Below are 21,179 nucleotides of genomic sequence, written 5' to 3'. Positions count from 1 at the left end.
ATTTCATTATTGACCATATACCACTTTCCAGATGCGGTTGGTTTTATCGTCGGTTACCAGCAAGGCACCGTTCTTCAGTACCAGTAATCCCACCGGGCGGCCCTTTACATCTGCAGTGGTGGAATCTTTTATAAAGCCGGTGAGAAAATCTTCCGGTTTACCGGAGGGCTTTCCATTGGTAAAGGGTACAAACAATACTTTGTAACCTGATATCGGCTTGCGGTTCCAGGAACCATGTTGGGCGATGAATGCGCCATTGCGGTATTTTTCCGGGAATTTATCTCCCGTATAAAATGCCAGGCCCAGGGAAGCCGTATGAGCGCCCAGCTGTACATCAGGCACAATGGTATTGTTTACTTCCGGCGGGGCGGGATCTTCCACCCGTGTATCTTTATGCTGGCCGTAGTAAGTCCAGGGCCAACCGTAAAAGCCGCCTTCTTTTACATGGGTAAGATAATCGGGCACCAGGTCATTGCCCAGCTTATCCCTTTCGTTCACTGCTACCCACAATGTGGAAGTACCGGGCGCCCAATCCATGCCCACGGGGTTTCTCAGCCCGGAAGCATAAATGCGGCGGCCTGAGCCATCGGGATTTATTTCCACGATGGCGGCCCTTGATTGCTCATTCCCGATGCCTTTTTCCGCATGATCGGTGCCTGAACCTATAGCGATGTAAATTTTAGACTGGTCTTTATTGGCAATGATGTTGCGGGTCCAGTGCTGGTTTATTTTACCGGCAGGCAGGTCCGTAATTTTCTCCGGCGATGCTGTAATAACAGTATCGCCTGTTTTGTAGGGATAACGGAGTAGTGCTTTGGTATTGGCCACATAAAAATAGTTGCCTGTCAGCAGCATCCCGAAAGGCTGGTCAAGGCCACTAAGAAAAACAGTACGCAGCTCTGGTATACCATCATGATCGGCATCGCGGAGGAGGGTAATACGGTCTGCACTGTTTTTCATGCTTTTGGATTTGCTGGCGCCAATAATGGCAGCGCCTATCTTTATAAAAAACGGATAGTTGCTGTTAGACTCCGCTACCAACACATCACCGTTTGGAAGGGCATACATCCACCGGGGGTTCTGAAAACCGTCTGCATACAGTGAAACATGAAAGCCTGCAGGTGCGACAGGAGTTTCGCCCGGTTGCCATCCGCGCACCTGGCTGTAGTTTGCATATGATTTCGTGGCATGCGGCGGTGGCAAATGGCTACTGTCCTGCGCAGGCAGCCAATAAGCGTAAGACAATAATGCAAGTGACAACAAGTACTTTTTCATGAGGTGATGTTTTCAGGGTAATACCTCTACTGTTATCAATATTTGCGCCATGGGATAGCGGGCACAGGAATATGTATTATGAAATTTTTAATTTGAATACCGCCACATTTTTCTTTACCTTCATACTTCCCGCCAAAGAATCAAACGAGTGTGAAGACCTAAATGCTTAAAATTTTAGCCATGACAAGACCACAACAAGTAATGATTATTGATGACGATGCGGATGACCGAAGTTTTTTCCAGGAAGCCATCAATAATATTTCCCCGGTCATTGAAACTCATGTATGTGATAGTGGAATACAGGCGTTAGCTATGTTCCAGGAAAAAAAGATCACAGCACCTGATTACATCTTCCTCGATTTCAATATGCCATTAATGAATGGAAGGGAATGCCTGATAGAATTGAAAAAGATTCTGCAGCATCAGCTTACCAATATTATAATACTGAGCACTTCTGATATGAAGGAGGATATGGAAGATGCTATGCGACTTGGCGCCAAATTATTCCTGACAAAGCCCAGTACTTTCCAGGAACTGTGCACAATGTTGAAAGGGGTGCTGGAGGGGCGATGGCATAAGCTGTTTTCCAACTCCACAGGCACAGAAAAATAAGGAACTATTTAGCGACTGCTCCTTTATTGTATTTGTTCCTGTATTCGAGCGGCGATAACCCGGTAGTTTTCTTGAAGATTGTTCTAAATGCTTTTGTATCCGAATATCCTACTTCCCACATAATTTCATTGATGTTTTTACGGCTGCTTTCAAAGCTTTTCTTTGCCACTTCTACTTTTACTCTTTGAATATATTCCGATACCGTGTTGCTGGTTGCTTTTTTAAATCTTCTTTCCAGGCTTCTGCGGCCTACCGCAAACATTGATGACAGCTGTTCCACTGTGATCTTTTCCTGCCAGTTCTGTTCAATAAATTCCTGCGCCTGTTTTACCGATTCGTCCTGGTGCTCACGCTGACCTTTAAAGATGGTAAAGGTGGCCTGGTTGGTACGATCTATCTCAATTTCAAAATATTTGGACGCCAGGATCGCCATATCGCGGTCGGTATATTTTTCTATCAGGTAGATAAGCAGGTTCCAGAAGGAATTAGCGCCACCGCTGGAATAAATACCATTTTCATCTGTAATGATCTTTTCAGATACCAGTTCTATATCGGGAAACATATTCCTGAACTCATTGGCGGCCAGCCAGTGGGTGGAACAACGCTTTCCTTTGAGCAAACCTGTGGACGCCAGTAAAAAGGCGCCTACGCAAAGACTTGCCACTTCCGATCCCTCCCGGTGCTGCTTTACAATCCAGGGGAAGAAATCTTTATTCTGTTCAATTACTGTTTCCCTTTCCCCGTTCACGGCAGGAATGATGATCAGGTCGGCTTTATGTTTTTCCGAGATCAGCACATCCGGCGTTACTTTAAAAAAGCGGTCGTATTCCTGCGCTTCTTTGGAAAGCCCCACCAGTTGTACATTAAACAACGGATCTTTTCCAACGCTTTCCAGGAAGTCGTTGGCCTTGGTGAAACATACAAAAGGTCCTTCAATACTGCTGAGCGCTACAGCGCCTTTGGGAACGAGAATGGATATTTGCTTCATAGTTCAAATCTAAGATAAAAGTTTGTCGGAATCAACCCCTGTAGTGGTGATGAAGGACACTTTTTTCCGGATAAAAAAAGAAGCCGGCAGCACCGGCTTCTTTTTTATTATTATGCTTCTGCCATCATCCCCGTAGTATTTGTTACAGCGCCTTTGGCCAGTTTTCTTTTTACAATCATACTTACACGGTATACCAGGTAAATACAGGGCAGCGTTAACCCCACAATCACCCATCCAAGTGTATCGTAGTGCTCCAGCGGGCTGAATTTATCCTTCTGTGTTACGATCATGCCACCGATAACAGCGGCTATTCCACCGGCGATCTGCTGCAGGGAAGAGTTCACGCTCATAAAGGCGCCACGGTCTGCCAGATCAGGGATACCGGTGGTTAACGCGGTGAACGGGATCATACGACCCATGATCCCGGCCATCATCAGCACGTTCAGGCACATGATAACCCAGAGTGGATGAGGCGATAAATGGGTATAAATAATAATGATCACCAGGGCATATATAGAGGCAATGGTGAAGAGGGTGAACCTGTCTTTCTTATCACTTAATTTTCCGAGTACCGGCATAATGAACAGGGAGCCCACACCGGTAACCATAAACAGCAAAGGCAGTTGCTCCTGCGTAACGTGCAGGTTGTTCACCGCAAATGCGCTGCCAAAGGGCATCATCATAAATCCGCCTATCGACATCAGCGCGGTGGTAGTAAAACCTACCCGGTAATCGCCGTTCTTTACGGTATGCCACAGGTGGGTGAAAGCGCTCCTGTCGTGCTGCACCGCCAGGTGCGCAATAACCGGTTGCATCCGCAGAATGATCAGCAGCATCACCACTCCGGCAATACCTGCTACCAGGAAAAAGGGAGCTTCCCATCCCCAGGCGTTGGCGAGGTATAAGCCGATAGGGATACCCAGCACCTGGCTGGCGCCGAATGCCATCTGCACAAAACCCATTACGCGCCCGCGTTGCGAGATATCAAAAAGATCGGTGATGATGGCAAGTGAAATAGATCCCATTACACCGCCGAACAAACCGGTAATGATACGGGCCGCAATCATGGTGTAATAAGTGTTGGCAAATCCGCAGCAAAGCGTGCCAGCAATAAAACCGGTGTAAAAAAACACCAGTAATTTCTTCCGATCGAACCGGTCCGCGAAGCCGGCGGTAAGCAGCCCGGAAATACCGGCGCTGAAGGCATATGCGGATACGATCAGTCCAAACTGGTTGGGCTTTATGCTCATTGATTTCATTAGCATATCGCCAAGCGGCGACATCACCATGAAATCGAGGATCACGGTAAATTGTGTGAGCGCCAAGAGGGCAACTATCATTTTCTGGTGACCGGAAAATGCGGGTGATGTTTGTTTCATTTCAGGGAGATTTGAGCTTATGTGTTTGTTAGTCTTCCAGCTCTGCACATTCGTACGCGCTGGCGTTGATTAATGCGATGATGCGGTCCGGCACCGGCTCAGCGGCTACTACCCTGAGCACGCAGTCCACATCTTCCATGTCTACCGTCCATTGGTCAATAAAGGGTTGCTGGTCCAGTACCGGCGCTATTTTGGAACGGGCTTCCGGGGTGGCAATATTTGTTTTGAAAATAAGAACGTGTTGCATAACCAGATATTTTATGAGCGAGCGTTCATTTACTAAATGAATCAAAAAAAAATTATTTCATTAATCCTTTTATTACACAGTCGAATGTTTGTTTCATGACTTTCTCCGAGAATTTAAATTTGCGGCCGTCAAGGCTTTGTCCTTCGTTATGAAATTTGATCAGTGAATACAAAGGTGCAAAAGCAACGGACCAGTATACTTCCAGCGGCATTTCGTTGATCTCCCCGCGTTTCACTGCATTATGCACGTAGCTGCCCATAGCCTGACGAAACTCCAGGGTGATCGTTTCCAGCATTTTATCTTTATAGGCAGAATTGCGCAACTGTTCAAAGAAATTGGCCGATTGGTGGTTATCCAGTGCAAATGCCGCCCTGTTCTTCCATTGTACCCACAACCCTTCCTTAAAACCCATTTCAGGGTCAAAACCTTTGAGGGTGGCCCTAGTCATCTTCAAAGCTTCTTCTATGCTGATACTGGTGAGCAGATCTTCCTTATCCTTATAATAAATATAAATAGTTGCCGGAGACACCCCTGCTGCTTTTGCCAGCCGGTTGATTCCAAAATTCTCCAGTCCATCGTTAGCCACCATTTCGATAGCCGATTCGCGGATGGCCTGTATTTTATTTTCGTCTCTGTACCTCATGCGGCACAAAGATAAGTGAGCAATTGCTTATTTTAAAATATTTTTTGAGACAGGGAGATTTTTTGGGGAGATGAATAACAGAGATAAATACCTGGGGGAGTCATCACCACCATGCAGCCTGCCGGAAAAAGGCCTGTGGCGTTTGACCAGTGAAAGCGCGGAAGTCTTTTATAAAATGGGCCTGGTCGTAATAGCCAGCCTCATAGGCCGCCTCTGTAAGACTTTCCGTTTCCGGGAAATGATCGAGCAGGTGGCGTAGTCTTACAATAGCGGAGAACTGTTTGGGGGTAGCGCCAACACTGCGCCTGAAACGTTTTTCAAAGGCATCCTGGCTGATATACAGGCTGGCAGCCAGCGATTTGATCTTTACACTGCCCGCGGCAGTTTTAATCTGCTGTACAGCGTTGCTGATCAGCAGATCCGGTTGCCGGCTGCTAATTGCTGCAATAAGAAATTGCTCCACGATGGCGACACGTTGCAGGTTGCTTTTTGCTTCATGCAGCTTTTCCTCCACTTCTGCAATTTTATGGCGTTGCACCAGCAGATCCAGTGATTCATAGGTACCAAAGAATTCGTGGAGGGGTGTTTTAAAAAAAGCGGCGGCGCCTCCTTCCCTGAATTTCACCAGGACGTTCCCAGTGCCGGGTGCATAATGCAATAAACGGGAAGTTCTTCTCAACCCTGTGAGCGCGGTTGCGGGCAAACCGGTTTCTTCACCGGGCTCCCCTGCCGCTACTTTACCACCAAACCTGAAAGACATCATCACAGCGGTATCCGGCATTACGCGGTTCTCCATACCATCTTTGCTTTCAATGACCAGGAAAGCACTGATATAAGGAGAAAGAATTACCGGGGGAAGATAGCTTTCCATATTCATGCAGTAACAGATTATATGTTTATAAAGATACGGATAATTAGTGTTTAGCCCCCGGCGGACTAAACACTAACCTTTTCACTCAGCGCATTACTTTTATCAATGCACCCAGCTGCTCTTCCCCGTAGCCGGCTTTAATGCCCCTGTTCATCAGCTGAAGGATAAAGCCCGGTACCTCTCCCGGGATACCCGACTCGGCAGCCTGTTTCACCATTAAGGCAAGAGATACCGCGCAGGTTTTCAGGCTGCTTTCAGGAAGCCCGAAATTACCGGTGCTGATCACCGCGCCCTCATGCCGCACCATTTCCCCGAGCACCGGTGCAATGTTATTGATCATATCACCGAGCGCATTTACATCCAGCTTTTCGGATTCGAAGATCCTTGCTCCCTGCAGGAAACCGGTGATCAGGCCAAACAGGCTGGAAAGAATGGCGAGGTCCCATGCTGCAGCGGCGCCAGCAGCAGCACCCACATACATAAGATGGCCACCCAATACTTTCAGTATAGCTTCTCCCTTTTCATAAGCAGCTATATCGCCGGATAAAAAGATAGGGGTATCCGGTTTTCCTATCTGCCGTGGTGTGGCCAGCAGCGCACCATCCAGGTAAAGCGCACCCAGTGCCTGTACCCAGGCTTCCGCAGTTCTTGCATCCTGCGGCGTACCGGTGGTTAATTCCAGCAGCAGGCGCCCCTTTAAGGAGGAGGCGGATGCCGCGGCAGCCAGGATACTACGGGTAGTTTCATAATTATTCAGGCAGGTAATGATCACCGGGCTGGCCAATACAGCAGCAACGGGATCTGCCGCCAGTATGGCCCCATCTGCCACCAGTGCCGTTGCTTTTTCCGCACTCCGGTTCCATACCGTTACGCGGTAGCCGTTATCCAGTAAAGTACGCGCCAATACAAATCCCATAGGGCCCAATCCGATTACTGTAACATCTTTCTTTATGCTCATCGTTTCATTTTTTATGGGCCAAATGTCTTTAGTATCATAGTGACTGCCAATAGCCGAAAAATTTTTCACCCATGGAAAATTTTTTCTGTATACGTCCCTCCTGCATTACAACGGAAGGCCAGCTTAATGCTTTTACGAAACAGCGTAAAAAGTTTATCTTTCCCGCAAAGGAAATGACATGTACGAAAAAAAGATCCCTGAGCTGCATTGTGGTATCAGCATTTTCATGAAAGTACTGGGGGGCAAATGGAAAGCCTGGATCATTGAGTGTATCCATGACGATATCAGGCGGCCCAGCGAAATACACCGGCAGATGGAAGTGGATGGCGCCAGCATGCGGGTGGTTACCATGCACCTGAAGGAGCTGGAAGATCTTGGATTGCTGTACAAAAAAGTATACCCCGGTATTCCCTTAAAAGTAGAATACTACCTGACAGAAGTGGGCCTCAGCACCCTTCCGCTGATCAAAGCAATGGATCAATGGGGTAAAGAGAAACAGGCCCTGATTGGAAAAAGCATGCACAAAACAGCACTGGCGGATAATTGAAATAAATTTGGTTTAACCGCACAAGTGATGAAGCGCCGCATACTGGAGTAACATAATTGTTTTCCCGTCTTTTATCTCCCCGGTACGGATCATTTCCAATGCCCGTGTGAATGGCAGTTCCAGCACTTCGATATTTTCCTGTTCGGCTTCCAGTCCGCCGCCATCATGTATTTTCTGCTCCCTGGAATATGCCGCCACAAAGAAATACAGGATCTCTGTAACAGAGCCGGGCGACATATACGCTTCAAACACTTTTTCCACAGCAGTTACCTGGTAACCGGTTTCCTCCATAGTTTCCCGCCTGATACATTCTTCTGCATTATCTTCATCCAGCAAACCTGCACAACATTCTATCAGCATACCCGTTTCGTTACCATTAATATAAGTAGGCAGGCGGAACTGCCGCGTTAGCACCACGGTGCCCTGTTCCTTATTATACAGCAGGATAGTGGCCCCGTTGCCACGGTCGTATGCCTCACGCACCTGCCTCACCGCGATGCCGTTGCTGCCTGCCATTTCATAGGTGATCTTCTTCAGCGTGTACCAGTTATCCGACAGGATGGCTGTTTCAAGAATATTTATCGTCTTCATATTAAATGATCGTTTTTGATCGTTTTTGATTATTTTTGATCAAGTTAATTATTTAAAATGAATTTCCAACTCAGGAAGCAAAAAATACTGGCCCTGCTGGCGTCAAAAGGTGAAGTAGCTACCGGCGAACTGGCCCAGGTATTAGGCATTTCGGAAATCACTATCCGGCGGGACCTGAACCAGTTGTCGGACGACGGGCTGTTGTACCGCACCCACGGCGGTGCTATCCCCGCCAGCAGTCCCGAACAGCCCTACGAATTTGTGAACAAGGCGGCGGCCAACCAGGCAGCAAAAGATAAGATCTGCCGGAAAGCGGCGGCACAGATCAACGACGGCGATATCATTTTTATGGATTGTGGCAGCACTGTTTTCCGTTTGTGCCAGTTTATCAGGAACAAAAAAATCAAAGTGATCACCAATTCCCTGCCGGTGATATTTGAGTTACAGCATTCCGCGGTATCCCTCAACATTATTGGCGGTGAATACGATGAAGCGAGGCAGGCAATACACGGTACCATGGCCATGGAACATATCCGGCGATACAAGGCAGGCAAGGCGTTTATCGGCGTAGATGGTATTTCAGCACAGGGCCTGTTTGCGCACAGTGAAAAAGAAGCGGCTATTGCCACCGCCCTGGCTGCGCAAAGCGGTTATACCTATCTCTTGTGTGATGCGGGAAAAATAGGAAGAACTTCTTACTTTAATTTTGCGGGCCTGGACCTGGTGAATGCGATTATTACAGATGCAGACCCGGCGGAGCTGAAGTTTTGCAGGAAGAAGGGGGTGAAGGTGATCGGGGCATAATTATTCCAGCATCCGTTTCAGCTGCTCCCGGTATTCCGGGTTATCCGTCATACCATTGTGGCCCTGCCCTTTCAGTGTAATTAACGTATCCTCCGGCTTAAAATACGCTTTCAGCTTTTCGGAAGAGCCGTAGTAAATCACCTCGTCAGTGTTACCATGAAATATAGTAACTGGTACGGTAGTACGCTGTATGTTCCGGTAGGTAGGAAAAGTATATTTCAGCAGGAAAGAAGGCAATACGGGGTAATAATACCTGGCCATATCCTTCATGCTGAAATAGGGCGCCTGCAGGATAAGCTGCCGGGGATGGTTGTCGGCGGCAAGCCTTGCTGCCGTACCTGTACCAACAGAATATCCCAGGATAATAATTTTATTTTCAGGGTAAGATGTTCTGGCGCTGTCATAAACAGCTTGCGCATCGGCATAAAACTGTTGCTCGCTATAGATCTTCCCGGTACTTTTTCCATATCCGCGATAATCAAAAATCAACACATCGTAGCCCAGCTGCGTATACGCGCCGGCTACTTCTCCCCAGGACCGGAGGGATCCCGCATTGCCATGCAGGTAAAAGATAAGGCCCTTGTTGCCGCCGGATTTAAACAGCAATGCATTCAACTCCTCGCCATCTCCCACGGGGATAGTACGTTCTTCAAAGGGCTCCGGGAAATGAAACACATAATCTGCCGGTAATCTTTCAGGAAAAAAAAGTAAACGCTCCTGGATAAAATAAACAAGGATACAAACAGCTGCATAAAGCAGCAGCAGCGCCCCCATTGTTTTCAACACCCATTTTAAGATAACAGCTAACATCTGTGTAAGATACAAAGAAGATAGCTGTTTAATGAAAATACTGCTTCAGTATCTGGCCGGTGGTGAGCGCACCGGTGGTATTATTCAGTGAGTCTATTTTTGACACTTCCAGTTTGGCCAGTGGGATGGTGGTTGTTTCCAGCATCCGTTTCATTACCGGTAATTTTGATACCGGCAGGGTATCGTGAAGATATTTTTCCATGATAAGATTAGCGATAGGTACGGCGAATGTAGAGCCCATACCTGCATTTTCCACGATCACGGCCACGGCTATACGCGGATTATCGCGCGGGGCAAAGGCCACAAATACAGAATGATCGGGTAAGTCCACCACCTTCCCATTCACCCTTCCCCTGTTCTCGGCGGTACCGGTTTTCCCGCAAACGGCGATCCCTTCTATCCGGGCGCCCCTGCCGGTTCCATGCTCCACTACATCTTCCATTCCATAAATAACAGAGCGGTAAGCGGTATCAGATACATGACCCACTGCATGTTTTTCTTTAAACTTTTGTAAGATGCCTGAGCTGTCGTTATCTATCGATTCTACCAGGTGCGGCAGATAGTAATAACCCCGGTTGGCGATGAGGCACATAGCATTGGCCATCTGCAGCGGCGTGGTAGCTACCTGGCCCTGTCCCATGCCTACATACAGCTCGGAGCAGGAATTCCAGGCGCCGCGGTACATGCGGTTCAGTACAGCGGTATCTGCCACCACACCGGCGCTTTCGCCGGGAATATCGATGCCCAGTTTATGGCCCAATCCAAACTGCGTCATGTACTCCTTCCATTTGGCATGTCCTTTTTTTACGCCGCCCCATTTATAGCTGTCTACTTCCAGGCGGTAAAGGTGAATAAAATAAGAGTTGCAGGAATGCGCCATTGCCACGCGCAGATTGGAGGCATGCCCCGCATCGCTGTGCAGGCATTTTACAATGTGGCCGCAGGCATTGTATGCACCATGGCAGGGATACCCGAAATCAGGTGTGATCAGTCCTTCGTCGAGCGCCACCAGCGCAGTAAGCGGCTTCATGGAAGATCCGGGCTGATAGGTTGCCTGGATACCGCGGTTGAGAAAAGGTTCTGTGGGATCAGTAAACAACCGGCCTGCATTCTTTGTGCGGCGGCTTCCTGTTAAAAGATTGGGATCAAAAACAGGACCGCTTACCATGGCAAGGATACCGCCGCTTTGCGGATCTATAGCTACAATACTTCCTATCTTGTTACGCATCAGCCGCTCTCCCAGCAACTGCAGTTCTATATCCAGGGAAAGACGCAGATTTTTCCCGGCAATGGCCGCCGTGTCAAACTCACCGTTGGCCAGCGCTCCTTGCGGACGGTTGAGATTATCCTTGATGATGTATTGCGTGCCGCGCTGCCCCATGAGTATTTTCTCATACTGCTTCTCCAACCCCGTTAAGCCGATATAATCACCGGATTCATAATCGCCATAAGCTTTCATCTTCAACATATCAGGCGATACTTCACCAATGTATCCCAGGATATTGGCGGCGGCTTTATAAGGATAAGATCTTACCTGGCGGGGCACCAGTTCAAACCCCGACTGGAACAGGTACATACTTTCCTGGAGGCGGCTGTAGGTATCGGGCGATAGCATACCGGCAAATACCGAGGAACGCATCCGGCCGTTCTTCTTAACGGCATCGGCTATACGCAGCTTAAATTCCGCAGTGTCTATCTGCAGGATATTACACAGATACGCAGTATCAATTTTTTTAACAGCGGCAGGGATTACTACCAGGTCATACAACACCTCATTGCCCAGTATACTGCGGTTTTTACGGTCGAAGACAATACCCCGGCCAGGGTATACCGTTTTTCTTGTAACAGCATTGGCATCTGCCAGCCGCACATACTTTGTTTCTATTAACTGCAGGTACATTAACCTGGCAACAAAAAGGAGGGCGAACCCTGTAATAATGAGTACTATTACGCGTTTCCTGGGTTGATTATAAACGGACATGGGAAGTAATGACGGGCATCTTTTAGAACAGCAAAACTATTTCAAATAAATAGCGCTGTAAAAAAATTATAGATGAACGGCCATTAGAAAGGATAGATCCGCACGTCTTATTTTCCTATTTTTCTGAAGGTTGCATTCACCCCATCCCAGCTGTATTTTGCAGATGTTTCTTTTACCGCCATCACCGGTTCGCCATTCTTATCTACCTTATCTGTTTCTTCTTCCTCATGTATTTTCAGCACAATGATATCCGGCTGTCCATCTTTCTCACCGGGGAAAATAAAAGACTCTTCATGGTAATATACCCCTGCGTCGCCTACGTCCATTCTGCCAGGCAATGCTGCAAGACGCCCGTCTTTCATCCAGGCGAAATAATAATAGTTGGTAGGAACACCGCAGGCGGCCCCGCCAAAGCCAAGAGATACGATATGCTGCACATTCGACAAGCCAATACCACCCATTACCTTGGCATAGGCAAAACCGGCAGATTCATCGTCGAAAATGCGGAATGAGGTAACAGCAAGTATCTTACCTGCCTGAACAGCTTTCAGTTTCACGATATACTGCGATTGTTTCTGCTGATCGATCAAAGTATCCATACGGCGATCATAGGCGAATATAAACTTCATATCGCCCCGGCGCATAGGTGTAAAAGAGATCAGTCCTTCCCATACGTATCCTTCTTTTTCCACCCCGTTTTTATTATACTTTATCTGTACCCAGGGAAGGGTAAGACCTTTAAGGGTAAGCATTTTACCAGGCAGGATATTTAACGCGGTAATATCATCCCCTGCCAGCAGGGTATCAGCGGGCGCTTGTTTGGTATCCGGGCTAACGCGCACCAGGGCGGTATCTGCAAAAATATAACGGCTATCATCTTTTGCCAGCGACCAGGTATTAAAGATAAATTCCTGGTCCTGGTCCTGTGCAGGAAGAGGGGCTGCAAAACAAGTTAACAAACAGGTGAGCGTGAAAAACAACATCGTTCTCATGAGGTATATTGATTAAACCGCAAAAATAGCGTTTTACCTCATGAAAACGATGTGGTGTAACTAATTTGCCGGCGGGCAGATCTGCATCATGTATACCGCGCTGCTGGCCTCATAGGATTGCAGCGTGCCGGTTACACAAGGCACTTTATAATTACGGTAGGTTAACCCGCGGGTAACATCGCGGTTGCCCCAGGCGGCATTGATATTTTTCTGGATCCAGGGCAGGAACTGTGTTTGCCCGGCATCGTTAATAAGCGTCATTATATACTGACCAAAAATCGCTTTCAGTACGCCCTGCTCATTCCAGTCGCCCTCCGCAGGCAGGATACCATTTACATCGCTCATGGTTTTCTGTGTATAAACAGCCGCAAGATTTGCCTGATCAAGATAAGCAGCGGTACCTGTTTCCCTGTACAACATCACAGCAGCACCGATAAACGTGCCCTGGTTATAAGTGTAATCAGACCAGCCTTTGTGGCCGTTCACATTATTATCGGCCACCCTGCCGGTTTTGGGATCATAAAGGTTATTTACGCCCCAGTTGTATACATCTTTTGCTTTTTGGAGATAAGCGGCTTCGCCGGTGATCTTATAAAGCGTCATGGCGGCAATTACCGTGGGGAAATTGATACATGCATTTTTACCGCTGTGGTTAAAGTCCCAGAACATGCCGCCTTTTTCCGGATCGAAGGAGCCATCCCATACTCTTTTAAAACCGGAGATAGAAAGATCAAGCCAGGTTTTGTTGCCGGTGAGCTGATGGGCGCGTGCAAGTGAAATTACCCACCACATGATATCATCGTAGATGAACCATTCCTTTGTATTGTTCCAGTTATATTTATCGTAGCGGTTATAAGCGCCCTGGTAAATATCGTTGATACGTTGCAGATCAGCCGGATCTTTTGTGCGTTTGTATACATTCATGGCCATGTCCCAGTAAATAGCCTGGGTCCATATGGCGCCTATGCCTTTCTTCTCCGTATTACTGTAATAAAGCTTGTCGGCTGTACTGTAGAAATGTTGGTTGAAGCTGGCGTAGGCCGTGGCTGCATCCTGCATGGTAAAGGATACGGCGGGTTTGGCAACTGGTCCGGGCGGATCTGCCTTTGTACTGCTTTTGGAACAGTTGCTGTGCAGCAGTAGCGCGACAAAAAGTAAACAGGTTATCTTGTTCATATGATCGGGTTGACACCGGAAGCCGCCATGGCAACTTCCGGTGGTTCAGGTTTATACTTACCAGCCAGGATTCTGTACCAGCTGTTTATCATTATCTACATCATCTGCCGGCAACGGGAACAGGTAATGCTTTCTTTCAAATACACGGGTTTCAAAAGGCACCACCTGCAGGAAACCGGGCATATCAGCGCCGATGTTCAGGCCATAAATGGGACCGTTCTCTGTTTGTTCGGCAATTTTCCAGCGGCGCACATCAAAGAAACGGTTATTTTCAAAAGCCAGTTCCACGCGGCGTTCCTTGCGGATCGCTTCGCGGATGGCCGCTTGCCCAACCGGGGCTGGCAGCTCTGCTGATCCGTATTGCGGGATACCTGCCCTTTCCCTGATCAGGTTCACATATTTTAATGCTTCAGGACTGGCAGGATCAGCTTCGTTAATGCATTCCGCATAGCTCAGATAGATCTCCGCCAGGCGGATCAGCATCAGGGTACGACCGCCTACATCCCATTTACCGAGGCCCTGCGCTTTACGCACAATATAACCGGTAGGACTGTAATCATTGTTACCGGTAGCTTTACCGGAGTTGCCGGTATTGTAGATCCGGGTAACAATATTCCCGTAGGATTTATTCAGCCAGGTGCTCCCATCATAAGTGATGTTCACATAAAAACGGGGCTCGCGGTTTACCCACTGGTTATAGATACTGCTGGGCGTAGTTTCATTAGGGCCCGTAAAATCGGAGTATCCTGTTTTTACATACTGTGATAAAGGGTCGTCGATGCTCCGGCCATTTTTCATAAAAAAGGCGTCTACCATATTCTGGGTGGCGCCCAGGCCGCCGCTTCCCCTCAGATCACTGGATGGCGCGCCGCTATGGAAAGGCGTCATTTCATACTGACGCGAGTTCAATGAATTGGCAGGGCGTGCAAAGATCACTTCCGGGTTCCAATCGGTCAGGAATACATCCCTGCACGAAAGATAAGGATCAAATTCTCCCTTTGCATTATTCTTTTTAAACAGACTGTAGGTAGACGGAACAAACTGGTCGAGGAAAGACTTGTAGGCGTCGGCAGCCAGTCTCCATTTATTGGCGTCGTACGATTGACTGATAAGCTGTTTGCCATCCGTATTCTTCAGGGCGGCCATATCTGTGTTGCCGTTAAACAACGGGCTGGCGCTGTACATCAGCGTATTGGCACGGAAAGCCAGTGCAATACCTTTGCTGATGCGGCCATAGTCCTGGTCGTTGTTGGGCACCACCGGCAGTTTGGCTGCTGCTGTTTCCAGCTCGGAGATCACATAGGCCACGCATTCATCGAACGAGCTGCGGGGCATCTGCAAACTGGCATCCACTTCTACCGGTTTTTCACCCATCAGTACAACGGGACCGTATATACGCATCAGGTAAAAATAATACATGGCGCGTAATGCACGGGCTTCTGCCTTGTATTGGGTAATAAGATCCGGGGAGAGATCTGTTATTTTATCAGCGTTCTCTATAAATACGCTGGCCGCGCGGATGCCGCGATAAAAATTGGTCCAGTAGTCGCCCACGAAACCGGATTTTGCATCCCAGCTACCGATGTTTACACTATTGGATTGCACAAATCCCCATACATAATCCGCCTCATCGCAGCCGCCGGTCCATAACCCGCGGTTGTTATAATCGCCGGGATTACGTTGCCCGAACTCATCGGGCACACGCAGGTACACGTTGTTCAGGAACTTCTGCGCAGTAGCCCAGGTACGGAAGGTTTCTTCAATAGTTAGCCGGTCGTCCGGCACCTGGTCCAGGTATTTTTTGCAGGACGACAACAACACGATGCCTGCTAAAAGATATATGAGCTTTTTCATCAGTTATTATTTGATTTTTTAATGACCTGACGGAACCTCGTAATAACATGCCCCTGTGTGGGGGAATTATATATGCGCGGTTTCTGATCAGTGCTTACAGGATTAAAATTTCAGGTTTACTCCCAGTGAAATAGTTCTTACGTTTGGATAGCTGGAGCCATTGTCGGTATTCAGTTCCGGATCCCACAGTTTAAACTTGCTGAAAGTAAGGAGGTTGATGCCCTGCAGGTAAACAGATGAATTCCTTACGCCAATGCGCTGCAACAGGCTGGAGGGCAGGTTGTAGGCTATCTGCGCGGATTTGAGGCGGATAAAGCTCACGTCTTTCACCCACCAGCTGCTTGCCTGTGTATTGTTCACGTTTTCTGCTTCGCCGTATGCCAGGCGTGGATAAAACGCGTCCTGTCTTGGATTTTCAGGCGTCCACCTGTCGGTAGCGATGCTATAGGCATTGCTTTCGCCTCCGCCGCCATTGAACGGAATGATGGCGCTGCCCTGCAGCATACGGTCGGCATCGGAGATACCCTGGAAGAGGAAGCCTATGTTAAATCCCTTGTAAGCGAGATTTAAGCCGAAGCCATATACCATTGCCGGCACATCGCCGCGACCGATCTTTGTTACATCGGAAGAGTTGATCTTACCATCGCCGTTCAGATCCTTGTATTTGATGTCGCCCGGCTTCACCTGTGAGCGGGAGCCTGGTACTGCACTTTTATCAATTTCAGCCTGGTCGGTAAACAATCCTTCTGCGATGTAGCCATAACGCGCCAGGATGTTATTGCCGCGATGCTCCATCCATGGATACAACTGCGGCGGCCGGTCATCTTCCAATACCTTATCCTGGTTCCAGGTAATATTACCGCGTACAGACAGTTCCACATTTCCTATGCGGGTATTGTACTCCAGGTTGGCATCCAGCCCTTTGTTCTCCACAGCGCCGAGGTTACCGTACTGCTGGTTATCAAGACCCATAAAATCCACGTTGGAAGCGCGTTGCAGAAAGATGCCGGTACGGTGCTCCTTAAACACATCCACATTAACAAGGAGGCGATCGTTCAGCGTGCGTAATTCTATACCCAGGTCCTGTTTGTTGGAAACAGACCATCTTACGTCTGATGCATAACGGCTGATGCTGATGCCTTTACCTTCATTAAATCCTTTGCCAAACGTATAGCCGCGATCGTTATCGTTTAGTTTGGTAATGTACAGGAAGCGTTCCTCTGCGCTACCAAGACCGGTATTACCGTTGGAGTAACGGAATATTCAGGAAAGAGATGGCATTTTTGAATGGTTCAAAAAAACGTTCGTTGGAAGGCACCCAGGCAAGGCCTATAGCCGGGAAAAAACCGTAGCGGTTTTCAGGTGCAAACAATTCGGAGCCGTTATACCCGAAGTTGAACTCCATGAAGTAGCGGTCGTCGTATGAATAGGCTGCTTTACCTGCCAGGCCAAGGTATCTTTCCGGGATGGAGTTGATGAAATCGCCCGCCAGCGTATTGGTTTTATCGCTGGTATAGAACAGGCCCAAACCGGTTACGCGGTGTTTGCCGAAAGCGCGGTCGTAATTGATAGCTGCTTCCGTATAAAACTGCCGGGTGGTCTGTCGGTCGCCGTCATTTTTATCAAACCCCAGGTACTGGTTACCGGTAAATGTTTTCAGCAGGTTGAGAGTACCATCAGGTTTGTAGGGATTGTTCATATCCGGGAACCAGGTATCCTCACGTTTGGAACGGGTGATATAGTTCTGGTTAAACACATCGAATGCGAACATCGCGGTAGCGGATAGTCCTTCCGTAATGGATTTCAGGTCCTGTGTAGCGCGGATGTTGGAATAGAGCTGGTTCCTGAATTCGTTGCGGTACCCGCGGCGGGTAAGATCAGCATAGGGATTCCTGAAACCGCCGTTGGCAGAGCGTCCCGGAACAAAGCCACCCGGGTACATCACGGGGTATACCACCGGGGAGGCATCCATTGCGCTCTGGAAAATATCGTGGGTATTGATACCCGGGTAGTTACCATTGGAGAAGTAGCCTTGTAAACCCACATCAAGTTTTGTGGACTTAGTTACTTTCAGGTTTAAGTTGGATGTAAAATTATAGCGATTGTATTTTAAGGAAGAATTGTACTTCTCCAGGTCATCTGTTTTCAGGAAGCCACTTTCATTGTAATAACCAAGGGATACATAATATTGGGCATTTTCCACACCGCCGCTGGCGTTCAGGTTGGCGCTGCGGGTATGGCCATATTTATTGAACACGGCGTCCATCCAGTTTACATTTGGATACAGGAGCGGGTCTGTATTGTTTTTTGTTTTCTCAATGGTTTCTTCGGAGAACACCGGGTTATGGTTACGGGTGGTGGAAGCTTCGTTGGCCAGGTTCATATAGGTAACGCCATCCAGCATTTCCGGCCTTTTTGTAAAGGAGTTAACGCCTTCGTTATAGTCGAAATAAATTTGCGGCTTACCTACCTTTCCTGTTTTTGTTTTCAGGATAATAACGCCATTGGCGCCACGCACTCCATATACTGCCGTACCGGCGGCATCTTTCAGGATAGTGAAGGATTCTATATCTTCCGGGGAGATGTTGTTGATAGATCTTTCCACGCCATCCACGAGGATGAGCGGGGTAGCTTTGTTACCGCCACCAAAGGTAGAGATACCACGGATCCAGATATCGGCGCTGCCTTTACCGGGTTCGCCGGTGCGCTGTACGCCTATTACCCCTGCAATGCGGCCGGCCAGCATGGAAGAGATATCCGATGCCGGTTGTTTGAACTCCGCCGGGCGGATGGTGGACTGGGCGCCTACCAGGCTTACTTTACGCTGGGTACCGAAGCCCACTACAGCTACTTCGCCAAGCGATTTGCTGGCTACTTTCAATTGTACGTTGATGGTCGTCTGACTGCCGGCTACCACTTCTGCAGTTTCATAACCAATAAAACTGAAGGCCAATACATCAGTGGCAGCATTCACAATGATCTTGTACCGGCCATTGGCATCCGTAGTGGTCATGGTGCTTACGCCTCTTACTGCAACGCTCACACCGGGGAGGGGATGGCCGTTTTCATCTTTGATCACACCGGATACCACTACTTCCTGGCGGGCGGGTGCTGCCTTTGGAGACGCGAGCTTGCTGATCACTACAATATTATTTACTTCTGCATAGCCCAGGGATTTATGCTGCAGTAATTTTTCCAGTACATAGTCCAGCCTTTCGTTGGAAAAAGAGCAGCCCTCTACTTTGTAGCCGCTGAGCAGCTGCCTGTCGTAGGCAAAGTTAATTTTGGTGTGGCGGTGCAGGTCCCTGATGGCGGATTCCAGGCTGCCGCTTTTCAGGGCGATAGTGACGCTGGTTTCCTGCAGGATTTGCCCCTGGCCGGCGTATACCGGCAGTATGGCAGGGACACAGGTGAGGCTTAAAACGACTGCAAGCATTCGTTTTCTCAAATTTTTTACAATTTTCTTCATACGTGGTTAGGCATTAATTGTTAGCATTAACAAAAGGTTCCATTTACGTGGCATTACGTAGTTGTTTTTAGCGATTAGCTTTGGTGATACATTGTTTATTATTCGTAAATAACAGTGTGCTGATTGATCGTGCGTACTTTCAGATGGTGAATGGCCGCCAGCACCTGTGCTGCTTTTGCGGGCTCCATATCTGTTGGCAATTCCGTGGTATACCTGGTGTTCCTTACATGTTCCTGTGTGGTGGTGATGGTGATGCCGAAGTTCTTTTCCATGAGCACTACCATATCGTGGAAGTTAACGTCGTTGAAAACGAGCCTGCCTTCCTTCCATCCGGTCAGCTGTTCATCTGCCGGGGAAACTCTTACCTGGCCGTTATCCCTGTTATACACCAGTTCCTGGTTGTGCTCCAGGATGTGCGGAAGCGTTGCCTTTCCGGCCACGCTTACTTTACCGGATACTACTCCAATGCTGAGCGTGTGCACCTCCTTATAGGCGGCGATGTTGAAAGAGGTGCCAAGTACGGTGGTTTGGAGCGGGCCGCTTTCCACGATAAACGGTACATCGGGATTGGAAGTAACATCGAAGAAGGCCTCGCCGTCTACCAGTTCCAGTTTTCTTTCTTTGGAGAGGTTAGCGGGTATACGGATAGTGGAACCGGCATTGAGCATTACTACGGAACCATCATTGAGGTGAATGGTTTTTCTTTCACCATTACGGGTAGCGTAGGTGGTCCAGGAGGTAGAAACGCGGTGGCCCAGCAGGTACCAGCCTGCCCCGGCGCCTGCCAGCAGCAACACTGCCGCTACAGCCCTTTTCCAGCCACGGGTAAGATAAAACGTTTTAGCGACTACAATTTGCGGCTGGATATTTCCCCATATTTCGCGTTTTATGTGTTCCTGCTCTGCCTCATCCATTTCGGGTAACGGTGTTGCATCGAACAACTGGTACCATTGTTCTACCAATTGGTTTTCCTGGCCGGAGCCTTTCCCCAGCATATACTTCTTAAAAAGCTGCCTGATTTTACTGACTTCCACAACGCGCGATTTTATTAGTTATCTCAAAAAATAATATCCGGTACTAGTCCGGGTAAAAAAAATTTCTACTCCGGGGAACGGTTGAAATTCCGCAACAGGGGTATAGGGTATAAATAATGGCCGGTTCCATCCAATGGATCATACAGGTATGAGCGTTCCGTAAATATGGATACTGCTATTATGAAGGCATAGTATCCGGGTAACAAAAGGGAAAGAACAGCGCCGCCGGCCGGGTGTGCCCGGCGCGTTGTTACTGCTGCTGATGCAATTGGGAAAAGAGGTATATCAATACCAACGTCCAGTCGCTGGTAGAAGAGGCTTTCAATGAAGCACGGAGGCGTTTTAAGGCATCTGTCAACTGGTTCTTCACGGTTTGCTCTGAAATATTAAGTGCTTTGGCAATATCGGCAATGGTATAATCATCCTCCCGGCTCAGGCGGAAGATCTGTTGCATCCTGGCCGGCAGCCTGCCGATCTCGGCTTCAATGCGGGCTTTCAGCTCTTTGGTTTCCAGGGTATCCGAGGTAATATAGTCGTTAAAGGTATCGAAGAAATCTGCTTTTTTAATTTCTGCAGCGCTGAAAGCATAATGACTGATCACCCGGTACCTGATAGCGGTGAAAAGGTACCGCCCCAGGTCGCCCTCCTGCCCTACCCGTATATCGTTCCTCCTTTTCCAAAGGGAAATCATTACCTCCTGCACCATGTCTTTCGCCTCATCTTTATCCACACGCTGGCAAGCCTTTAAATAAAGGGCCTGCCAATATTTATCGTAGATAGATTCAAACGCAGCTGTATCATCTTTCTTTATAAGCTGTAACAAATCTCCATCACTCATCATTTTTTGCGCATATTAGAAGTGGGTGAATACCTCATAACCTTTCCCGCCACCGAAAATTAATGATAATTATTTTAGCTTTCCCGCTTTTGTAAAATGCATTTAGCAAA

The 21,179-nt window shown here is 48.2% G+C and carries 20 protein-coding genes; 3 read left to right on the top strand and 17 right to left on the bottom strand.

Features of this window, described 5'->3' with window-relative positions:
- Positions 1–6 precede the first annotated feature (6 nt).
- Positions 7–1,275 carry a PQQ-dependent sugar dehydrogenase gene (locus ABIE50_RS12570; protein ID WP_209861109.1) on the bottom strand — a complete coding sequence of 423 codons (1,269 nt, stop codon included), beginning with the start codon at positions 1,273–1,275 and terminating at the stop codon, positions 7–9.
- 180 nt (positions 1,276–1,455) lie between these two features.
- Here ABIE50_RS12570 and ABIE50_RS12565 point away from each other — a divergent pair, with 180 nt between their 5' ends.
- Positions 1,456–1,887, top strand: a complete 432-nt coding sequence (locus tag ABIE50_RS12565; protein WP_209861111.1) for a response regulator — start codon at positions 1,456–1,458, stop codon at positions 1,885–1,887.
- Between the two features lie 4 nt (positions 1,888–1,891).
- Here the strand turns inward: ABIE50_RS12565 and ABIE50_RS12560 are convergent, their stop codons facing one another.
- The 6 genes from ABIE50_RS12560 to ABIE50_RS12535 form a co-directional block, all read right to left on the bottom strand.
- The gene (locus tag ABIE50_RS12560) at positions 1,892–2,875 is read right to left on the bottom strand and encodes a GlxA family transcriptional regulator (protein ID WP_142682893.1); all 984 of its coding nucleotides are present in this window, start codon (positions 2,873–2,875) and stop codon (positions 1,892–1,894) included.
- Positions 2,876–2,985: 110 nt separating this feature from the next.
- Complete coding sequence (locus ABIE50_RS12555; RefSeq protein ID WP_142682894.1) at positions 2,986–4,254, bottom strand: MFS transporter; 1,269 nt, start codon at positions 4,252–4,254, stop codon at positions 2,986–2,988.
- Between the two features lie 28 nt (positions 4,255–4,282).
- Entirely contained in the window at positions 4,283–4,501 is a 219-nt protein-coding gene (locus ABIE50_RS12550; RefSeq protein ID WP_142682895.1) for a hypothetical protein, read from the bottom strand.
- A gap of 52 nt (positions 4,502–4,553) precedes the next feature.
- Positions 4,554–5,144, bottom strand: a complete 591-nt coding sequence (locus ABIE50_RS12545; protein WP_142682896.1) for a TetR/AcrR family transcriptional regulator — start codon at positions 5,142–5,144, stop codon at positions 4,554–4,556.
- Between the two features lie 103 nt (positions 5,145–5,247).
- Positions 5,248–6,021, bottom strand: coding sequence for a helix-turn-helix domain-containing protein (locus ABIE50_RS12540; RefSeq protein ID WP_354027991.1), 774 nt, complete (start codon positions 6,019–6,021; stop codon positions 5,248–5,250).
- 79 nt (positions 6,022–6,100) lie between these two features.
- The gene (locus tag ABIE50_RS12535) at positions 6,101–6,973 is read right to left on the bottom strand and encodes an NAD(P)-dependent oxidoreductase (protein WP_209861113.1); all 873 of its coding nucleotides are present in this window, start codon (positions 6,971–6,973) and stop codon (positions 6,101–6,103) included.
- A 178-nt stretch (positions 6,974–7,151) separates the two neighbouring features.
- Between ABIE50_RS12535 and ABIE50_RS12530 the strand changes: the two genes are divergently transcribed.
- On the top strand, positions 7,152–7,520 hold the full coding sequence (locus tag ABIE50_RS12530; protein ID WP_209861115.1) for a winged helix-turn-helix transcriptional regulator: 369 nt from the start codon (positions 7,152–7,154) through the stop codon (positions 7,518–7,520).
- Between the two features lie 12 nt (positions 7,521–7,532).
- Here the strand turns inward: ABIE50_RS12530 and nudK are convergent, their stop codons facing one another.
- Positions 7,533–8,111 carry a GDP-mannose pyrophosphatase NudK gene (gene nudK, locus ABIE50_RS12525; RefSeq protein ID WP_209861117.1) on the bottom strand — a complete coding sequence of 193 codons (579 nt, stop codon included), beginning with the start codon at positions 8,109–8,111 and terminating at the stop codon, positions 7,533–7,535.
- Between the two features lie 57 nt (positions 8,112–8,168).
- On the opposite strand from nudK, the gene ABIE50_RS12520 reads away from it, so the two are divergent.
- Entirely contained in the window at positions 8,169–8,915 is a 747-nt protein-coding gene (locus ABIE50_RS12520; protein WP_209861119.1) for a DeoR/GlpR family DNA-binding transcription regulator, read from the top strand.
- Here ABIE50_RS12520 and ABIE50_RS12515 read toward each other — a convergent pair whose 3' ends face one another.
- The 9 genes from ABIE50_RS12515 to ABIE50_RS12475 form a co-directional block, all read right to left on the bottom strand.
- Positions 8,916–9,725, bottom strand: coding sequence for an alpha/beta hydrolase (locus ABIE50_RS12515; RefSeq protein WP_354027990.1), 810 nt, complete (start codon positions 9,723–9,725; stop codon positions 8,916–8,918).
- A 28-nt stretch (positions 9,726–9,753) separates the two neighbouring features.
- On the bottom strand, positions 9,754–11,706 hold the full coding sequence (mrdA, locus tag ABIE50_RS12510) for a penicillin-binding protein 2 (RefSeq protein ID WP_209861121.1): 1,953 nt from the start codon (positions 11,704–11,706) through the stop codon (positions 9,754–9,756).
- Positions 11,707–11,813: 107 nt separating this feature from the next.
- On the bottom strand, positions 11,814–12,698 hold the full coding sequence (locus tag ABIE50_RS12505) for a hypothetical protein (protein ID WP_209861123.1): 885 nt from the start codon (positions 12,696–12,698) through the stop codon (positions 11,814–11,816).
- A gap of 60 nt (positions 12,699–12,758) precedes the next feature.
- Positions 12,759–13,874 carry a glycoside hydrolase family 76 protein gene (locus ABIE50_RS12500; RefSeq protein ID WP_209861125.1) on the bottom strand — a complete coding sequence of 372 codons (1,116 nt, stop codon included), beginning with the start codon at positions 13,872–13,874 and terminating at the stop codon, positions 12,759–12,761.
- Between the two features lie 57 nt (positions 13,875–13,931).
- Positions 13,932–15,728 carry a RagB/SusD family nutrient uptake outer membrane protein gene (locus ABIE50_RS12495; RefSeq protein ID WP_142682903.1) on the bottom strand — a complete coding sequence of 599 codons (1,797 nt, stop codon included), beginning with the start codon at positions 15,726–15,728 and terminating at the stop codon, positions 13,932–13,934.
- Positions 15,729–15,830: 102 nt separating this feature from the next.
- Positions 15,831–16,757, bottom strand: a complete 927-nt coding sequence (locus ABIE50_RS12490; RefSeq protein ID WP_354027989.1) for a SusC/RagA family TonB-linked outer membrane protein — start codon at positions 16,755–16,757, stop codon at positions 15,831–15,833.
- 211 nt (positions 16,758–16,968) lie between these two features.
- Entirely contained in the window at positions 16,969–19,164 is a 2,196-nt protein-coding gene (locus ABIE50_RS12485) for a SusC/RagA family TonB-linked outer membrane protein (protein ID WP_354027988.1), read from the bottom strand.
- Positions 19,165–19,295: 131 nt separating this feature from the next.
- Positions 19,296–20,231 (bottom strand): FecR family protein, encoded by a 936-nt coding sequence (locus tag ABIE50_RS12480; protein WP_209861129.1) that lies wholly within the window; start codon positions 20,229–20,231, stop codon positions 19,296–19,298.
- A gap of 250 nt (positions 20,232–20,481) precedes the next feature.
- Positions 20,482–21,072, bottom strand: a complete 591-nt coding sequence (locus ABIE50_RS12475; RefSeq protein ID WP_209861131.1) for an RNA polymerase sigma factor — start codon at positions 21,070–21,072, stop codon at positions 20,482–20,484.
- Between the last annotated feature and the right edge of the window lie 107 nt (positions 21,073–21,179).

Source organism: Chitinophaga sp. OAE865, from assembly GCF_040546735.1.
Taxonomy (GTDB): Bacteria; Bacteroidota; Bacteroidia; order Chitinophagales; family Chitinophagaceae; genus Chitinophaga; species Chitinophaga polysaccharea_A.
This window is presented reverse-complemented; position numbering and strand designations above follow the sequence as displayed.